Source organism: Pseudomonas sp. 3MAES_34.3B, from assembly GCF_058145875.1.
This window is the reverse complement of record NZ_CM176960.1, coordinates 4683748-4701159: the sequence shown is the minus strand read 5'-3', so window position 1 is coordinate 4701159 and position 17412 is coordinate 4683748. Positions and strand designations below refer to the sequence as shown.

15 protein-coding genes are annotated in these 17412 nt (G+C 62.5%); 7 read left to right on the top strand and 8 right to left on the bottom strand.

The features are described 5' to 3' along the window. Positions 1-37: 37 nt before the first annotated feature. Entirely contained in the window at positions 38-928 is an 891-nt protein-coding gene (gene ypfJ, locus AC3Z8Y_RS20960) for a KPN_02809 family neutral zinc metallopeptidase (protein ID WP_490087415.1), read from the bottom strand. Between the two features lie 144 nt (positions 929-1072). On the opposite strand from ypfJ, the gene pcaH reads away from it, so the two are divergent. Together pcaH and pcaG are read left to right on the top strand one after the other, a co-directional pair. Then, the gene (gene pcaH, locus AC3Z8Y_RS20955) at positions 1073-1792 is read left to right on the top strand and encodes a protocatechuate 3,4-dioxygenase subunit beta (RefSeq protein WP_181118212.1); all 720 of its coding nucleotides are present in this window, start codon (positions 1073-1075) and stop codon (positions 1790-1792) included. Positions 1793-1806: 14 nt separating this feature from the next. Further along, positions 1807-2412, top strand: a complete 606-nt coding sequence (pcaG, locus tag AC3Z8Y_RS20950; protein WP_181118211.1) for a protocatechuate 3,4-dioxygenase subunit alpha — start codon at positions 1807-1809, stop codon at positions 2410-2412. A gap of 13 nt (positions 2413-2425) precedes the next feature. Here pcaG and AC3Z8Y_RS20945 read toward each other — a convergent pair whose 3' ends face one another. Then, the gene (locus tag AC3Z8Y_RS20945; RefSeq protein ID WP_490087414.1) at positions 2426-3250 is read right to left on the bottom strand and encodes an aldo/keto reductase; all 825 of its coding nucleotides are present in this window, start codon (positions 3248-3250) and stop codon (positions 2426-2428) included. 20 nt (positions 3251-3270) lie between these two features. Then, positions 3271-4989 (bottom strand): FAD-dependent oxidoreductase, encoded by a 1719-nt coding sequence (locus tag AC3Z8Y_RS20940; protein WP_490087413.1) that lies wholly within the window; start codon positions 4987-4989, stop codon positions 3271-3273. Between the two features lie 157 nt (positions 4990-5146). Between AC3Z8Y_RS20940 and AC3Z8Y_RS20935 the strand changes: the two genes are divergently transcribed. From AC3Z8Y_RS20935 to AC3Z8Y_RS20915, 5 genes are all read left to right on the top strand, one after another. Continuing rightward, positions 5147-5923, top strand: coding sequence for an IclR family transcriptional regulator (locus tag AC3Z8Y_RS20935; RefSeq protein WP_490087412.1), 777 nt, complete (start codon positions 5147-5149; stop codon positions 5921-5923). A gap of 67 nt (positions 5924-5990) precedes the next feature. Continuing rightward, positions 5991-6806, top strand: coding sequence for a sugar phosphate isomerase/epimerase family protein (locus AC3Z8Y_RS20930; RefSeq protein WP_490087411.1), 816 nt, complete (start codon positions 5991-5993; stop codon positions 6804-6806). Positions 6807-6809: 3 nt separating this feature from the next. Next, entirely contained in the window at positions 6810-7769 is a 960-nt protein-coding gene (locus AC3Z8Y_RS20925) for a DMT family transporter (protein WP_490087410.1), read from the top strand. A gap of 183 nt (positions 7770-7952) precedes the next feature. Further along, positions 7953-9866, top strand: coding sequence for a 3-dehydroshikimate dehydratase QuiC (gene quiC, locus AC3Z8Y_RS20920; RefSeq protein WP_490087409.1), 1914 nt, complete (start codon positions 7953-7955; stop codon positions 9864-9866). A 91-nt stretch (positions 9867-9957) separates the two neighbouring features. Beyond that, on the top strand, positions 9958-10620 hold the full coding sequence (locus tag AC3Z8Y_RS20915; protein ID WP_490087408.1) for a TetR/AcrR family transcriptional regulator: 663 nt from the start codon (positions 9958-9960) through the stop codon (positions 10618-10620). Between the two features lie 108 nt (positions 10621-10728). On the opposite strand, the gene AC3Z8Y_RS20910 is transcribed toward AC3Z8Y_RS20915, so the two are convergent. The 5 genes from AC3Z8Y_RS20910 to AC3Z8Y_RS20890 form a co-directional block, all read right to left on the bottom strand. Continuing rightward, a complete protein-coding gene (locus AC3Z8Y_RS20910) occupies positions 10729-11589 on the bottom strand; it encodes a shikimate dehydrogenase (RefSeq protein ID WP_490087407.1) in 861 nt (286 codons plus the stop codon). Positions 11590-11713: 124 nt separating this feature from the next. Beyond that, positions 11714-13126 (bottom strand): MFS transporter, encoded by a 1413-nt coding sequence (locus AC3Z8Y_RS20905; RefSeq protein ID WP_490087406.1) that lies wholly within the window; start codon positions 13124-13126, stop codon positions 11714-11716. Between the two features lie 49 nt (positions 13127-13175). Next, positions 13176-14816, bottom strand: coding sequence for a phosphoethanolamine transferase (locus AC3Z8Y_RS20900; protein WP_490087405.1), 1641 nt, complete (start codon positions 14814-14816; stop codon positions 13176-13178). Positions 14817-14955: 139 nt separating this feature from the next. After that, positions 14956-16038 carry a tRNA (uridine(54)-C5)-methyltransferase TrmA gene (trmA, locus tag AC3Z8Y_RS20895; RefSeq protein ID WP_490087404.1) on the bottom strand — a complete coding sequence of 361 codons (1083 nt, stop codon included), beginning with the start codon at positions 16036-16038 and terminating at the stop codon, positions 14956-14958. Beyond that, positions 16035-17330, bottom strand: coding sequence for an NCS2 family permease (locus AC3Z8Y_RS20890; protein WP_490087403.1), 1296 nt, complete (start codon positions 17328-17330; stop codon positions 16035-16037). The genes trmA and AC3Z8Y_RS20890 overlap by 4 nt, the downstream gene beginning before the upstream one ends. Between the last annotated feature and the right edge of the window lie 82 nt (positions 17331-17412).

Sequence of the window (17412 nt, the reverse complement as noted above, 5' to 3'; positions counted from 1 at the left end):
TTCCCGCAGGGTTGGAGGCCTCCTACAGGAGCCGCATTTAGAGCTTCTGCGCGGCGAACGTATCGCACTGCTCCAGCTTGCCACCCTCAAAGCCTGCCTTGAACCAACGCACTCGCTGCGCTGAGGTGCCATGGGTGAAGGAGTCGGGCACTACCCGGCCCTGGCCTTGTTGCTGAAGGCGGTCATCGCCGATGGCATTGGCGGCGTTGAGCGCTTCTTCCACGTCACCGGGTTCCAGCCAGTTCAACCGTTGCTGGGCATGGTTGGCCCAGATCCCGGCAAAGCAGTCCGCTTGCAGTTCCTGGCGCACGAGCAGGCCGTTGTCGCCTTCCAGTTTCTGCCCGCGCTGGCGTGCCGCATCGACCTTGGCCGAGATACCCAGCAGCGTTTGCACGTGATGGCCTACTTCATGGGCGATCACATAAGCCTGGGCAAAATCGCCCGCGGCTTGAAAGCGCTGGCTCATTTCAGTGAAGAATGCAGTGTCCAGGTACACCTTGTGGTCACCCGGGCAGTAGAACGGGCCTACTGCGGAGGAGGCCAGGCCGCAGGCTGAATTCACCCTTCCACCGAACAGCACGAGGGTTGGGTCCTCATATTGGCGCCCGCCTTCCTTGAAGATGGCCTGCCAGGTGTCCTCGGTATCCCCCAGGATGGCTTTCACAAATTCGGTCTGCTCATCGTTACCGGCGGGCTTGGTGCGCTGTTGGGTGGGGGCCGGCGCGGTGGCTTGCCCTGTGAGTTGGCCGAGGATCTGGAGTGGATCCTGCCCGGTCAGTAACCCGAACCCAACGATCAGCACGACCGCACCCAGGCTCAAGCCTTTGCCGCCCACGCGGAACCCGCCCCCTCCGTATCCGCCGCCATTGCCGCCATCGCCGCGGGCATCGACCACGTTGTCACTGCGCCGGCCTTTTTTCCACAGCATGCTGGTGTCTCCTTGAGGTTTTTCATAACCATATGGTTATGACGGAACTGCACATTTTCAGTGGTCGCACTGCCCGCTTTGGCGGAAACTGAAGCCAGCGTATTTATCTATGCGACCTTATAAATCCAATAACAGGAGATCGACATGTCTGAACAAGACACCAGTCGCTTCATTGTCCGTGACCGCAACTGGCATCCCAAGGCGTTGACCCCCGACTACAAAACGTCGGTACCGCGTTCGCCTCGTCAGGCCCTGGTGAGCATTCCGCAAACCGCAAGCGAAAGCACCGGCCCGAATTTCTCGCACCTCAAGCTCGGAAAGTTCGACAACGATCTTCTGCTGAATTTCAATAATGGCGGCCTGCCGGTGGGTGAGCGCATCGTGCTCGCGGGCCGTGTGATCGATCAATTCGGCAAGCCGGTGCCGCATACCCTCGTGGAAATGTGGCAGGCCAACGCAGGTGGCCGCTATCGCCACAAGAACGACCGCTACCTGGCACCGCTGGACCCGAACTTCGGTGGGGTAGGCCGCACGCTTACCAACAGCGAGGGCTATTACACCTTCCGTACCATCAAGCCGGGCCCGTATCCATGGCGTAACGGCCCGAACGACTGGCGCCCGGCGCACATCCACGTGTCCATCAGCGGCCCGTCGATCGCGACCAAGCTCATTACCCAGCTGTACTTCGAGGGCGATCCGCTCATCCCGATGTGCCCGATCGTGAAATCCATCACCAACCCCGAAGCGGTGCAAAGCCTGATCGCCCGGCTGGACATGACCAACGCCAACCCGATGGATTGCCTGGCCTACCGCTTCGATATCGTGCTGCGCGGCCAACGCCAGACCCACTTCGAAAACTGCTGAGAGGAGTGACGCACATGCCTGTTCAATTCCTGCCCGAAACTCCCTCGCAGACTGCTGGGCCCTACGTGCACATCGGCCTTGCCCTGGGCGTGGCCGGTAACCCCACCCGCGACCAGGAAATCTGGAACGAGATGGCCAAACCCGGTGCGCCGGGCGAGCACATTCTGTTGATCGGTAACGTGTATGACGGCAACGGACACCTGATCCGCGACTCCTTCCTGGAGTTCTGGCAGGCGGACCACCAAGGCCGGTATGACACCGAGTACAACCTGGAAAAGCCGTTCAACAGCTTCGGCCGTACCGCTACCACTTTCGATGCCGGTGAGTGGAGCTTGCACACCATCAAGCCGGGCGTGGTGACCACCACGGCGGGCATCCCGATGGCGCCGCACATCAACGTGAGCCTGTTTGCCCGGGGGATCAACATCCACCTGCAAACCCGGATCTACTTCGACGACGAAGCCGACGCCAACGCGAAGTGCCCGATCCTTAATTTGATCGAGCAACCGCAGCGCCGTGAAACCTTGATTGCACGCCGCTGCGAGGTGGATGGAAAAACCGCCTACCGGTTCGACATGCGGGTGCAAGGCGAAGGCGAGACGGTGTTCTTCGACTTCTGATTCAAGGCCGGGCTCAATCCCACTTCGGTGCGAAGTCCGGGTTTACCAGGCGCTGATCCTTGGCCAGGCCAGCGATCAGCGCACGGTCCTCATCGTCCAGCTGCACCTTGAGCGAATCCAGGTTGCTCTGCTGATTCTTCACGCTCGCGGCTTTGGGAACGGCAGCAACGCTGTCCTGATCGAGCAGCCATTTGAGTGCCACCTGGGTGGGCAGCACGCCGTGCTTTTCGGCGATCTGCTTGATCTCAGGGATGTTCGATACCTTATTGCGCGCCAACGGGCTGTAGGCGGTTAGTGCCAGCCCATGCTGGCGGCAGAAGTCGAGCAGCGGTTGTTGATCCAGGCTTACGTGGTATTCCACTTGCAATGCCGCCAGCGGCACCTTCAGCTCTTCTACCGCGCGGCGCATCAACGGCAACGGAAAGTTGGCCACGCCGATGGCTTTGGCCTTGCCGCTTTCGTATACCGCCGTCAACGCCGCCAGGCTACGGTCCATGTCCCAGCCCTCGCGCCCCGGCCAGTGGATCAGGAACAGGTCCACGTAATCGGTTTGCAATGCGTTCAGGCTGGCATCGAAGGAGGCTTGCAGGTCGGCCGGGGCCAGCTTGTCCCACCACACCTTGGTCGTCACATGTATCGCTTCGCGTTTCACTGAGGTAGTGCGCAAGGCCTCACCCACCGCCGCTTCGTTGTTGTAGGCCGTTGCGGTATCAATGTGCCGATAGCCGAGGTCCAGCGCGCTGAGCACAGCGTCGGTGCACTCCTTGTCGAGCATGGGCCAGGTACCCAGGCCCAGTTTGGGCATTTTCAGGCCGTACGAATTGTCGATGGTTTGCATGTGAGCCTCCTTGGTTGAATTCATTCGCTCTGCGTTTCGCCGGCGGCATGGCGCCCGGCGATGTAGCCGAAGGTCATGGCCGGGCCCAGGTTGATACCACCTGCCGGGTAAAAGCCGCCCATGATGCTGGCCATGTCGGTACCTACGGCATACAAGCCAGCGATCGCCTCGCCCTTGCTATCCAGCACGGAGGCGTTGGCATCGGTTTTCAAACCGGCGAAGGTGCCAAAGCTGCCTGGCCTTACCTCCACGGCATAGAACGGCGGTGTGGCCAACGGCGCCACGCACGGATTGGGGCCATGACGCGGGTCGCCTTGTTTGCGGTTGTACAGGGTGCGCCCGCGGCCGAACGCCGGGTCTTCACCGCGCTGGGCATGCACATTCCATTCAGCGAGCGTGCGCGCCAGGCCATCGGGGTCGATGCCACAGTTGCGCGCCAGCTCCTCGATGGTCGCGCCCCGCTTGAGATAGCCGGAGCGCACTGCCGGTTCGACCGGGAGCGGGAATGGCCGGGCGATACCCAGGCCATAACGGCGCTGGAAGGCATGGTCGCAGACCAGCCACGACACCACGTCGGTGCCTGGGGCCTTGTCGACCATTGCCTTCGCATAGTCGTAATAGCCGTCGGCCTCGTTCACGAAGCGCTTGCCATCGGCCAATACCCCGAAGATCCCCGGCTTGCCTCGCTCGATGATGTGAGGAAAGTGCCCCTGGCTGCCGTCTGCGTAGGGCACCTTTGATACCGGGCACCAGGCGGCGGCGCTGGCAAGATCGGTAGCCACCTCGCCGCCCACGCTTTCCCCCAGGCGCAGCCCATCGCCAGTGACCGAGGGCGGCGGCAGCGGCAGGTGCTCCTCGCCGGTTGGCGTACGCGGGAACAGTGCCTTGCGCCGCTCCGCGTCATGGGCAAAGCCGCCGGTGGCCAGTACCACGCCGCGCCGGGCATGGATTCGCACCTTGCCTTTGGCGGTGTCGATTTCAGCGCCCGCTACCCGCTCGTTCTGTTGCACCAGCCGCACTGCCGCCGCGCTGGGCCACAGCAGTACGCCCAGGTCTTCGGCGGACTTTGCCAACCGCGCGATCAGGGCCACACCATTGACCAGTTGCGTTGCCCGGCCCTTGAGTGCCAGGCCGAGCAAATGAGCACCGAAGCGCCGCGCCACATGCAGGGCCGAACGCCACGAACGGGTGACGCTAAGAAAGGCCGAAAGGTCAGCGCCGGCCATGATGGGCATGCCAAGCACGGACGTTTCTCGCATCGTGCGCCGCAGGCGGGGCAGGAGCTTGCCCAAGGTATAGGCGCTGATTGGCGCGGCAATGACCGAGCGGCCGCCCGTACCGGCACCTGGGGTGTCGCCATGGATGTCAGCGATACCGTTGCCATCGGCGAATTGCAGCGCGGTGTGCTGCTCGAAGAATGACACCATCTCGGGCGCGGCTTTCAGGAAAGCGTCGATCCGGGCGGGATCAAAGCGATCCCCCAGCTCATGCTCCAGATAGCGCCGCGGCTCGCTCGGCGCTTCCACGATGCCGGCGCGGCGTGCCAAGGGGTTGCAGGGTACCCACATCCAGCCGCCCGACCACGCGCTGGCGCCGCCCAGTACGTCGTCTTTTTCCACCACGATCACGTTCAGGCCATGCCACGCCGCTGTTACCGCTGCAGCCAGCCCGCCCGCACCGGAACCGATCACCAGCAGGTCGCACTCCACAACGGGAACGGGGTGGGGAAGGCTTGGCATGAGATGCTCCACAGGCTTGTTATTTATTGGAACCTTGTTCCAGAATTCTATTAGCGAGTTACCTCAAGGCCAAGTATCGTGCTGAATAAACCGGGCGAAGATCGCACGCTCCGCACAGCCTCACTACAATCGCCACTTTATTTGCAAAGGGCCCACCATGGCCGGAAGTCAGATCGAACGCGCCTTCAGCTTGCTGGAGCAACTTACCCGAGCGCCAGGCGGCCTGCCGCTGCAGGCCCTGGCAGACGAAGCCGGTATGCCCAAGAGCGCGGCGCACAGAATGCTCGCCGAACTCGTGCGGCTGGGTTACGTGCGGCAGAACCCCGAAAGCCTGCGCTACCTGCTGACGACTCGGCTGGTGGCTCAGGGGTTCCGCTACCTGGGCCACAGCGGTGTGGATATCGTGCAGCCGATCCTGGATCGCCTTGCCGAGCATACGGGCGAGCTGATCCGCCTGGGCGTGGTGGAGGGCCAACGGCTGACGTGGCTGGCTAAGGCCCAGGGCGCACGCGCCGGCTTGCGCTATGACCCGGACATGGGCCGCGAGGCGCCGCTGTTCTACACCGCCTCCGGGCACGCCTGGCTCGCTACCTTGCCTGACGAAGAGGCGCTGACGCTGGTGAAGGCACAGGGCATCGCCGCGCCCGAAGGCTTCGGCCCCAACGCGCCGCGCAGCCTCGAAGCGTTGCTGGAGCGCCTGCGCCTGGCGCGTACGCTGGGCTACGCCTGGGTTATGGAGAGCTCGGCTGTTGGAATGTCCGCTCTAGGTGTCGCCGTCCGGCACCCGAGCAGCCAGGCTACCTTGGGTGTACTGAGTGTGGCGGGCCCTACCGCACGCTTGCCTGAAGCCCGACTTCACGAAATCGCTCCCGCAGCCATGGCCGCTGCGGTCGAGCTGGCCGAAGCAAGCCCGGCTTCCGAATGGTTTCAGTAAACTGAGGGCTTGTATTGAAACTGGAACTGGGTTCTAAATAATTACAAACGGCATCCGGGTGGCTTTCATGACGCAACGCAGCTTTTCTCTGGCAGCCCTTACGGTTTTGGAGCTGTCACCCGTCGAAATGATCGAAGTGGCCGCGCGGGCCGGTTACAGCCATGTGGGGTTGCGTACCGAGCCTGCCACCGCTGAGGAATATCATTTTCCACTGCTGGCAGATGCTGGCTTGCGCCAGGCAACGCTCAAGCGGCTGCGCGACAGCGGGATCAAGGTGTTGGACATCGAAATTCTGCGATTGAAGCCCGATACCAAGGTGGCGAGCTTCGAGCCGCATCTGGCGTTTGCCGCCGAGTGCGGTGCCACGGAGCTGCTGGTGGCGGGCAACGATCCGGACCTGTCGCGCTGCGCTCAGCGCTTCGCACAACTGTGTGAGATGGGCCAGCGCTACGGTATACACCCCCACCTGGAGTTCATGCCCTGGACCGACGTTCCCGACCTGGCCACCGCGGTGAAGGTGGTTGAGCAGGCCGGGCAGCCAAACGGCTGCATTCTGGTAGATGCCTTCCACTTCAACCGCTCCCGCTCGCAGCTGTCGCAACTGGAACAGTTATCCCCAGGCCGTTTGCGCTACGCTCAACTGTGTGATGTTGCCGGGCCGGTGCCAAACGATATCGAGCGAATCCTCTTCGAGGCGCGGCATGAGCGCTGCCTGCCGGGGGAGGGCGACTGCGATCTGGTAGGGCTGCTCAAGGCCTTGCCGCCTGGTATCCCGCTAAGCCTGGAAATACCCACTCGCCGCCTGATGGAGCAAGGGGTGAGCGCGCTGGAGCGTGCCACTCGCGCATTGGAAGCCACTTACCGCGTACTGGAACGCCTTTGACCCATGACTAATGCCAACCTGTCGCTGACCGGCACCAGCCAACCGCTCAAGGGGATGGCGCTGATCGTGGTAGCGACGCTGCTGTTCGCCAGCCACGACGTATTGTCAAAATACCTTTCGGGCTTTTATCCAGTGATGCTGGTGATCTGGGTTCGGTACTTTGTACATACCTTGCTGATGATGGGGATTTTCCTGCCGCAGTCAGGGCTGCGTATCCTGCGCACGCGCAGGCCGTGGCTGCAGGTCGCCCGCGCCCTGTGCTTGCTCGGCACCAGCCTGCTGTTTGTTTCCGGCCTGCAGCATATTCCGTTGGCCGAAGCCACCGCGGTCAACTTCCTCGCGCCGCTGCTGGTCACGGCGCTGTCGGTGCCGCTGCTGGGCGAACGCGTAACCTTTGGCCAGTGGGCCGCAGTGCTGGTCGGCTTTTGCGGTGTGGTGACTATCGTGCATCCCGGCGGCGAACTGTTTACCCCGGCGATCCTGTTCCCCTTCGGCTCGGCGCTGTGCTTCTGCTTCTACCAGTTGCTTACGCGCAAGGTCGCGGAAGTGGATAGCCCTACCACCAGCAACTTTTTCGCGGGCATCTTCAATACGTTGCTGATGTCCGCCGTGGTGCCCTTTTTCTGGCAATGGCCCAGCGTGCTCGACGGGATATTCATGATCGCCTTGGGCGCATGTGGGATGACCGCCCACCTTTTACTTACCCAGGCCTTCCGTCATGCGCCGCCAGCGCTACTGGCGCCGTTGGGCTATTGCCAGATTGTATTCGCCGGCATTTATGGCTTCCTGGTGTTCAACCACAGCCCTACGGGCACAACCATCGTAGGCATTGCGGTGATTTGTGGCAGTGGCATTGCCGCCGCCTGGCTGCAACGGCGGCCGAAAGTGGTGGAACCCTTGGTGGCTGCGTCGGCCCAACCTTCAGCCACGGTGAGTAGCACGCCGCCCGCCAAGACTGCCTGAGCCCAGGCCAGCGAAGCGGGCGATAATCGAACACAAAACTAACCGGTTGGTACGCTTGCGCGGCAGGGTTTTCAGGTATAAACCCTTCCGACAAACCCAAGAATTTCCGGCTGCAGCCAGGCCGGTCAGTAGTGTGCGGGCCACCGGGTCACGGGGCTTTGCTCGCGCCCTCAGGAGTGAACCATGCACCGTTCGATCGCCACCGTATCCCTTAGCGGCACCCTGCCGGAAAAACTCGAAGCCATTGCCGCCGCCGGCTTCGACGGGGTGGAGATTTTCGAAAACGATCTTCTCTATTACGATGGCAGCCCGCGGGAAGTGCGCCAGATGTGCGCCGACCTGGGCATCGCGATCACGCTGTTCCAACCGTTCCGCGATTTTGAAGGCGTGCCCCGCAATCGCCTTGCCCGCAACCTCGACCGCGCGGAGCGCAAGTTCGAGTTGATGCAAGAGCTAGGCACCGACCTGGTGCTGGTGTGCAGCAACGTGGCCGCCGACTCCGTTGGTGACCACAACCTGCTGGTGGATGACATGCGCCTGCTGGCCGAACGGGCCGCAGTCCACAACCTGCGTATCGGCTACGAAGCGCTGGCTTGGGGCCGGCATGTGAATACCTGGCAGCAAGTGTGGGACATCGTGCGGGAAGCGGACCATCCCAACCTGGGGATGATCCTCGACAGCTTCCACACCCTCTCGCTGCGCGGCGACCCTGCGGGCATCGCACAGGTGCCGGGCGACAAGATCTTCTTCGTGCAAATGGCCGATGCGCCGTTGCTGGCCATGGATGTACTGGAGTGGAGCCGTCACTTCCGTAACTTCCCCGGCCAAGGTGATTTCGACCTGCCGAACTTCCTCGCGCCTATCCTCAAGACCGGCTACCAGGGGCCGCTGTCGCTGGAAATCTTCAACGATGATTTCCGCGCCGCGCCACCACGTGCCAACGCCGCCGACGGCTTGCGCTCGTTGCTCTACCTTGAGGAAAAAACCCGCGAGTTGCTGGCCCGCGAAGCCGACACCAGCGCCAACCTCGAGCAGTTGTTTGCCACGCCCCCCGCGGCGCCCTATGGCGGTGTCGAGTTTCTGGAATTTGCGGTGGACGAAACCACGGGCGCCAAACTCAAGCACTGGCTGGGCCAACTGGGCTTCGCCGAGGCCGGGCAACACCGCTCCAAGAGCGTGACCCTGCTGCGCCAGAACGACATCAACCTGATCCTCAACTCCGAGCCCTATTCGTTCGCTCACAACTTCTTCGAAGCGCATGGGCCATCGTTGTGTGCCACCGCGATTCGCGTAAACGACAGCGCCGCCGCGCTGGAGCGGGCCGTGGACTACAAGGCCCAGCCCTATCGCGGATTGGTAGGGCCCAACGAGCGCGAGCTTGCGGCAGTGCGTGCGCCCGACGGCAGCTTGCTGTACCTGGTGGACCAGGACGCCCAAGGGCGGACCATTTACGACACGGACTTCAACATCAAGCCGGTGCCCGCGACCTTGCCCGTCGGGCTCAAGCGGATCGACCACATGGCAATGGCGCTGCCGCCGGACGCGCTGGATACCTGGGTGCTGTTCTACAAAACCGTGCTGGACTTTACCGCCGACGACGAGGTGGTGCTGCCCGACCCTTACGGCCTGGTAAAAAGCCGCGCCATTCGTAGCCGTTGCAGCGCGGTGCGGCTGCCGCTGAACATCTCGGAAAACCGCGGCACCGCCATTTCGCACGCATTGTCGTCATATCGGGGCTCGGGCGTGCACCACATTGCATTCGACTGCGACGACATTTTCGCCGCCGTGACCCAGGCCAAGGAAGCGGGGCTCGCGCTGCTGGAAATTCCGCTCAATTACTATGACGACCTGGCGGCGCGCTTCGACTTCGACGACGAATTCCTGAGCGAGCTGGCGTACTTCAACGTGCTGTACGACCGGGACGCCAATGGCGGCGAGCTGTTCCACGTGTACACCGAGCCGTTCGAAAACCGGTTCTTCTTTGAAGTGCTGCAACGGCGTGGCGGCTATGCCGGTTACGGCGCAGCGAACGTCGCTGTACGCCTGGCGGCCATGGCCAAGGCCCGTAGTGGTGCCGCGCGCCACGCCCGGCTGTAACGCAAAGGTGCAAGCCGCTTCGCCTGGAGCGGCTTCCTTCCCAAGGCAGGGCGGCTCATAATTACCGCTGACCCATACAGGCCAAGAGCCCATGACAATAACATCTGACGTGCCCGCTACCAGCGCGCCACGCCGCACCCGCAAGAACAACCCCGAGAAAACCCGCGAAAACATTCTCCAGGCCGCGATCACCGAATTCGTCGCCCAAGGCCTGGCTGGCGCACGCGTGGACGCTATCGCCGAACGCACGCAAACCTCCAAGCGGATGATCTATTACTACTTCAACAGCAAGGAGCAGCTGTACGTGGAGGTGCTGGAAAAGCTCTACGGAGATATCCGGCATACCGAAAGCAGCATGCACCTGACCGAGCTGGAGCCTTTCGAAGGGTTGAAGCGGTTGGTGGAGTTCACCTTCGACCACCACGATCGCAACGTGGACTTCGTGCGGATCGTGTGCAACGAGAACATCCATCAAGGCGAGTACATCAAGCAGTCGCGCTCGATTCGCAGCATGAACCAGACCGTTCTGCTGCAACTGGAGGCGTTACTGCAGAAGGGCGTGGCCAGCGGCGTGTTCCGCCAAGGCCTCGATGCCATGGACGTACACATGCTGATCAGTTCGTTCTGCTTCTACCGGGTGTCCAACAAGCACACCTTCGGGGAAATCTTCCAGGTGAACTTCGACGACCCGGCGACCAGGCAGCACCATCGCAAGATGATCGTCGAAGCGCTGGAGCGTTTCGTCAAAGCCTGACTGGCTCCCCCGCTGCTTTTGTAGAGACGGGGGGCCGGTCATCCGGCGAAGCCGCAGGCGTAGCTCGCGAACTGGCGCCCGAATCCTGCTCTCTACCCGCCGGTGCAGCTACCCATTCATGCTGTGGAAATGCGCGGTCATGCGCTCGGCATCGGCCTGGCGCTCGGTGAACAGCTCGAACGCCTTCACCGCCTGGAACACCGCCATGGTGCTGCCATCCAGCGTACGGCAGCCCAGGGCGCGGGCATCGCGCAGGAACTCGGTTTCCAGTGGGAAGTACACGATCTCGGCTACCCACAGGTCGGCGCGCAGCAGTTCCTTCGGCACCGGCGTGCCCGGCAGCTTGGCCATGCCCATCGGCGTGGTGTTCACGATGCCGTCCGCCTGGGCCACGGTGGCGGCAAGGTTGGTGCCCACCTGGGCCGGGTCGCCTGGGAAGTGCGCATTGAGGTTATCCACCAGCGTGCGTGCGCTTTGCGGGTTTACATCGAATACCGTGAGTTGCTTTACGCCCTCCATCAGCAGCGCGTGCGCCACCGCCGAGCCTGCGCCACCTGCGCCCATCTGGATCACCCGATTACGCCCGGCATCAGCCAGGCCCCGGCGCAAGCCCTCAGCAAAGCCCAGGCAGTCAGTGTTATGGCCTACCCGCTTGCCGTCCTTCAGCACCACGGTGTTCACCGCGCCGATCCCTTTGGCTTCTGGCGAAAGCTCATCCAGATAAGGAATGATCGCCTGCTTGCTTGGGAACGTGACGTTGAGGCCTGTGAAGCCCATGCGCTGCGCGGCGGTAAGCAGTTCTTCCAGCGCCTGGTTATCGAGCTTGAGCACATCCAGGTCGATCAACCGATAAACGTAGCCCAGGCCTTGGGCCTTGCCTTCCTGCTCATGCATGGAGGGCGTGCGGGAAAGCTGGATGCCAGAACCGATCAGCCCGGCGAGGATGCTGTTATGAGGGGTCGCAATCATGGTGAAGCTCCATTGTTATTCTTGACCGAAGTCGCTGGCGTTAAATTGTACCAGCCGGTTACTTAGGTCAATCGCTTTACCTGTATTGGACCCCGCCAGTGGTTGGAAATTGGGCGGCAATCGGTCAGCGCTGGCCAGATACCCGCGCGCCGGCGTTGTGGGGAAGTTTCCATACATCTGTCGCCGCGGCCAGGGTAAGTATGGCCACCGCCACGAACGCCACATGGAAGGCTTGCTCATCGCCGCCCTCCAGGCCCAGCAAGGTTTGCGCGCCGCGCAACAGAATCACCGCCAGCGCGATCCCCAGGCCGAACGCCAATTGCTGGGTCATGCTGAACAGCGTATTCGCCGACGTCATCAGGGGCGCGGGCATGTCGGCAAACGCCAGGCTGTGATAAGCCGTGAAGCCCATCGACCGGGCCATGCCGGACACCACCAGCACTGGCACGATCAGCCACACCGGCGTGGCTGCAGTCATGAAAGCACACGCGAGCGCAGTGGCGGCCAGTACGCTGATGCTTCCCAGCAAGGTGGCGCGAAAGCCGAAGCGGCGAAGGATGGCTGACGTCATGGGTTTCATGCCGATATTCCCGGCGAACAGTGCGAGCACCAGCAAGCCCGAGACGAACGGATCGAGGCCGAACGAGAGCTGGAACATCAATGGCAGCAAAAACGGCGCGGTGCTGACCATGGCCCGGTATAACGAACCGCCGCGAATAGTGACTGCATAGGTCTGGATACGCAGCGCCTCTAGCCGAAGCAGTGGCGCGGCCGAGCCCCGTAAATGCCGACGGAAACACCATAGCACTACGCCGCTGGCGGCCAGCCAGACGTAGCCGCCTAGCGCTTCAGGCTGTTTGCCGAGTTGTTCCAGGCCATGCACCAGGGCACCACAGCCCAGGGCGCAGTACGCGAACCCCTTCAGGTCGAAAGCAGGCGGGGTGGTGTGTGCTTGCGCTTGTGGCATCAGTCGCCAGGCAAATGCCAATGCCAACATCCCCAAGGGCAGGTTGAGAAGAAATATCCAGTGCCAGGAGGCATAGCGGGTGATGAAACCACCCAGGGGAGGGCCGAGCACGGGCGCCACGAGGCCCGGCCAGGTAATAAGTGCGATTGCACCCAGCAGGTGCTGCTTTTCGGTATTGCGCAATACCGCCAGCCGCCCCACTGGCACCATCATCGCCCCACCTACGGCCTGAAGCGCCCGCGCCAGAACGAATTGCCAGAGCGTTTGGGCGCTGGCACACAGCACCGACGCCAGGGTGAAGATCACCAGTGCCGACATGAATACCCGCCGATGGCCGAAGCGCTCGGCCACCCAGCCACTGGCCGGTATAAATACGGCCAGGGTGAGCACATACACCGTGATGCCGACGTTCACGTCCACGGCGCTCACGCCAAAGGAGCGCGCCATGGCCGGTAACGCGGTGACGATGACCGTGGCATCGAGGTTGTCCATGAAAAACGCAGCGGCTACCAGCAGGGCCAGCAACCGTGCCCGGGAAGGCGACAAAACGAAAGCGGATGATGTAGTCACAGGCCCTCCGGTTCAGAGGGCCGATATAACGGGTGCGTGGCAGTGCTTGTCAACCAGCGGTGGCAAGGCCATGGCAGCTTTGGAACAGGTCGAGCGCCGGTTTGTAAACCTGAGTTTGTACGTTGAACAACCCCAGTACCGAATGGAATACGAAGTCGTGGCTCAGGTCGGCTTCATCTCGCTTTGCCGCCAGGCATGGCCGGGACACCCCGGCGTCGGCCAGTGTGTTTTGCCCGAACCACAGCACCATGGGCACATGTTTCTGAGCTTCGGGGGCAATCGCATAGGGTGCGGCATGCAAGTACAGGCCGTTTTCGCCGAGTGATTCGCCATGGTCCGACACATACCACATGGCCGTGTCGAAGCGGCTTTGATTGGCCTTCAACACGCCAATCACCCGGGCCAGGAAGTGGTCTGTGTAGAGGATGGTGTCGTCATACACGTTGTTGAGCGACTCACTGCTGCAGCTGCCCAGTTGGTTGGTGTGGCACACAGGCGCAAAGCGCGTCATCGCCTGCGGGTAACGCTCGTAGTATTCCGGGCCGTGGCTACCGTCGGAATGAAGGAAGATCGCCGTGTCGCGGTCGAGCTTGTCGATGTCCGCCTGCAGGCCTTCAAGCAGGGATTCATCCAGGCAGGTATGGCCGTCGCAGTACGGGCTGGGCTGGCTTTTCGGGATGTCACGGTGAGGGCTGCGCAGGCAGGTACCCTTGCAGTCACTGTTGTTCTCCACCCACAACACGTTCACCCCGGCGTGCTGGAGCACGTCCAGCAGGCTTTCCACGGTTTTGCCTTTCTTGTCGGTGTAGTCCTTGCGGCCAAACATCGAGAACATGCACGGCACCGACACGGCCGTGGACGTACCGCACGAATGTACCTGGCTGTAATCGAGCACATCCAGCTGGCTGAGCTCGGGGTTGGTGTCGCGGCTATAGCCGTTGAGGGAAAAGTGGTCCGCCCGCGCTGTCTCGCCTACCACGAAGATCATCAGCCGTTTGCGCGGCGCCTGGGCGACCTGCACCGCATCGGTGCCGATAGGCTGAACCTCAGTATGCTGCTGCAAGCCCAGCCGCTCCTTGCCGAGCTTGGCGCCTGCGTAAATGAAGTTGGTAGGGTTGATGAAGTGCGTGAGCTGATCGTGCTGGCGCAGCAGCGGCCCGTAGGTGGAGTAGAACGCCGCCACCGTGGCCAGCAGCAAGCCAGCCGCCAGTGCCGCAGTTGCAAGTTTGTGCAGTAGCCCGCGCAAGGGCGGGGCGTACCGAACCGGCCACACCCAAATCAATACCGCAGGTACCACGCCAAGGCCGAGCAGATACGCCACCATCTTCAGGCTGACCAGGCCCGCAACTTCGCCAGGGTTGGTTTCGACCACGTTCTGTATCATCACGGTGTCGATCGCTACACCGTATTCGTTCATGAAATACGCCGCGCCCGCCGCGCCCAGTGCCGCGATGCTCAGTACCGGCTTGAGCACCGGGCGGAACGAAAAACCAATGAACAGCAGCGTAAACGCCGACCACAGGAACACCCCGAAGGAGGCTTCAAAGGCCAGGCGCTTGAAGCCCTCCAGCTGAATCAGGCTGGCCAGGGCGTGCCAGCTGGCAAGGTTGCAGGCGAGAACGAGAAAGGCGGAAAACAGCATCACCAGGCGCGAAGCGCCAAGGGTGGGAAGGTAGCGCGCGACGGTCATGAATACTCTGCCACAGAGCATGAATCGGCCCGGGACCGGGGTCGGCGCTGAGGGTAGGCCTGGAGTTGTGCGACAGCGGTGAGCAGAGAGTGAAAAAAACGTGAAACACCGGGGCCGTAGCCCCGGGTTCAGGCAGGGTTCAGCGGCGGACCAGCAATACCCCGGCTTCCATGTGGTGGGTATAGGGGAACTGATCGAACAATGCACAACGTTCGATGCGGTGGCTGCTGCTCAACTGTTCAAGGTTGACCGCCAGGGTTTCAGGGTTGCACGAGATGTACAGGATGTTATCGAAGCGCCGCGTGAGCTCACAGGTATCCGGGTCCATCCCGGCGCGGGGTGGGTCCACGAACACTGTGCCGAAGGCATAGCTGGAAAGGTCCACGCCCTGTAGGCGGCGGAACTCCCGAACACCGTTGAGCGCCTGGGTCAGCTCCTCCGCCGACAAACGCACCAATTCCACGTTGTTCACGGCGTTGTCAGCGAGGTTGTGCAATGCCGCCGCCACGCTGGTTTTGCTGATTTCGGTGGCCAGTGCCTTACGTACTCGGGTCGCCAAGGGCAGGGTGAAATTGCCATTACCGCAATACAATTCGAGCAAATCATCATCGCGCTCACCCAACGCTTCGTAGGCCCAGCCGAGCATGTGCTCGCACACGGTGCCGTTGGGCTGGGTGAAGGCGCCTTCGGGCTGGCGATAGGTGAAGGTACGGCCGGCTACCGTGAGGGCTTCGGTCACATAATCACGGCCGATTATCAGGCGCTGCCCGCGGGAGCGCCCGATCAGGCTTACGCCCAGCGAAGCGGCCAGCTCGTGTGCCGCACCTTCCCACTCGGCGCCCAGAGGGCGGTGATAGCACAGCGTAATCAGCGCATCGCCGGCGAGTGTGGTGAGAAACTCCACCTGGAACAGCTTGTGCCCCAGCGCTTCGTCGGCCTGCCAGGCGGCCTTGAGCAGCGGCATCAACGCATTGATGCGCTCGCTGGCCACAGGGAACTGCTCGATCAGGATAGGCGTGCGGTTATCACCCGGGGCGAACATCGCGTAATGCCGCTGGCCACCCTCGCGCCACAGCCTGAACTCCGCTCGCAGCCGGTAGTGCTCGCGGGGGGACTCGAATACCTGCGGCGCGGGAGCATCGAAAGGCGCCAGCAAGGCCTGGAGCCGCGCCACCTTGGCCTGAAGTTGCTCGGCGTACTCTGCCGGGTTGATGGCCGTCATGCGTTGAACCAGCCCAGCTTGATCACGAACAGCACCGACAGGATGATCAGCGCCGGGTTGAGGTCGCGGGCGCGGCCGGATACCAGCTTCACGGCAGTCCAGGTGATGAACCCGAAGGCAATGCCGTTGGCGATGGAGTAGGTGAGCGGCATGGCCAGGGCGGTGACCACCACCGGTGCGGCTTCGGTGATGTCGTCCCAGTTGATTTCGGCCAGGCCCGAAGCCATCAGCACGGCCACGAACAGTAGGGCAGGGGCGGTGGCGTAGGCCGGTACGCTACCGGCCAACGGGGCGAAGAACAGCGCCAACAGGAACAGCACGGCCACCACGATTGCGGTGAGCCCGGTGCGCCCACCGGCGCTCACGCCCGCAGCCGACTCGATGTAGCTGGTGGTGGTGGAGGTGCCCAGCAGCGAGCCGGCCATGGCGGCGGTGCTGTCGGCGATCAGCGCCCGGCCCATTTTCGGCATGTGGCCGTCCTTGCCCATCAGCCCGGCGCGCTTGGCCACGCCGATGAGGGTGCCGGAGTTGTCGAACAGGTCTACGAACAGGAAGGCAAAGATCACGCTCACCAGGCCGATATTCAGCGCGCCGGCGATGTCCAGCTGCAGGAAGGTAGGGGCCAGCGAAGGCGGCATCGACACCAGGCCACCGAAGGGGCTGAAGCCGAACAGGATCGACACCACGGTCACGGCCAGGATGCCGATCAGCACGGCGCCACGCACCTTCAGGGCTTCCAGGCCGACGATCAGCATAAAGCCCAGCGCGGCCAGAATGGCCCCCGGCTGCTTGAGGTCGCCAAGGCCCACCAGGGTGGCGGGGTTGTCGACCACGATGCCGGCATTTTGCAGGGCGATCAGCGCCAGGAACAGGCCGATGCCGGCGGCGATGGCGCTTCGCAGGGGCAAGGGGATGCTGTTCACGATCCACTCGCGCACTTTGAAGATCGACAGCAGGAAGAAGCACACCGCCGAGATGAACACCGCACCCAGCGCCACTTGCCAGGTGTGGCCCATATGCAGCACCACGGTGTAGGTGAAGAAGGCATTGAGGCCCATGCCTGGGGCCAGTGCGATCGGATAATTGGCGATCAGCCCCATCACGGCCGAGCCGATGGCAGCGGCCAGGCAGGTGGCGACGAACACCGCGCCCTTGTCCATGCCAGTGCTGCCGAGAATGCTCGGGTTCACGAACAAGATGTAGGCCATGGCGAGGAAGGTCGTGACCCCTGCCAGGATTTCCGTGCGCACGTTAGTGTTGTGTGCCTTTAACTGAAACAGCCTTTCCAGCATGCCCGCTCCCCGAGGCGCCTTTAAAAGCGCCGTGAATGATGGCCTATAAGCAAAGCACAATCGTGCCAGCAGGGCCCAAAAA

Excerpts from the sequence above, each read along its gene's own strand:
- AC3Z8Y_RS20915 (WP_490087408.1), top strand. The coding sequence starts at position 9,958 with ATGACAATAACATCTGACGTGCCCGCTACCAGCGCGCCACGCCGCACC.
- AC3Z8Y_RS20930 (WP_490087411.1), top strand. The coding sequence starts at position 5,991 with ATGACGCAACGCAGCTTTTCTCTGGCAGCCCTTACGGTTTTGGAGCTG.
- AC3Z8Y_RS20900 (WP_490087405.1), bottom strand. The coding sequence starts at position 14,816 with ATGACCGTCGCGCGCTACCTTCCCACCCTTGGCGCTTCGCGCCTGGTG.
- pcaG (WP_181118211.1), top strand. The coding sequence starts at position 1,807 with ATGCCTGTTCAATTCCTGCCCGAAACTCCCTCGCAGACTGCTGGGCCC.
- ypfJ (WP_490087415.1), bottom strand. The coding sequence starts at position 928 with ATGCTGTGGAAAAAAGGCCGGCGCAGTGACAACGTGGTCGATGCCCGC.
- AC3Z8Y_RS20935 (WP_490087412.1), top strand. The coding sequence starts at position 5,147 with ATGGCCGGAAGTCAGATCGAACGCGCCTTCAGCTTGCTGGAGCAACTT.
- quiC (WP_490087409.1), top strand. The coding sequence starts at position 7,953 with ATGCACCGTTCGATCGCCACCGTATCCCTTAGCGGCACCCTGCCGGAA.
- AC3Z8Y_RS20890 (WP_490087403.1), bottom strand. The coding sequence starts at position 17,330 with ATGCTGGAAAGGCTGTTTCAGTTAAAGGCACACAACACTAACGTGCGC.
- AC3Z8Y_RS20925 (WP_490087410.1), top strand. The coding sequence starts at position 6,810 with ATGACTAATGCCAACCTGTCGCTGACCGGCACCAGCCAACCGCTCAAG.
- AC3Z8Y_RS20940 (WP_490087413.1), bottom strand. The coding sequence starts at position 4,989 with ATGCCAAGCCTTCCCCACCCCGTTCCCGTTGTGGAGTGCGACCTGCTG.
- pcaH (WP_181118212.1), top strand. The coding sequence starts at position 1,073 with ATGTCTGAACAAGACACCAGTCGCTTCATTGTCCGTGACCGCAACTGG.
- trmA (WP_490087404.1), bottom strand. The coding sequence starts at position 16,038 with ATGACGGCCATCAACCCGGCAGAGTACGCCGAGCAACTTCAGGCCAAG.
- AC3Z8Y_RS20945 (WP_490087414.1), bottom strand. The coding sequence starts at position 3,250 with ATGCAAACCATCGACAATTCGTACGGCCTGAAAATGCCCAAACTGGGC.
- AC3Z8Y_RS20910 (WP_490087407.1), bottom strand. The coding sequence starts at position 11,589 with ATGATTGCGACCCCTCATAACAGCATCCTCGCCGGGCTGATCGGTTCT.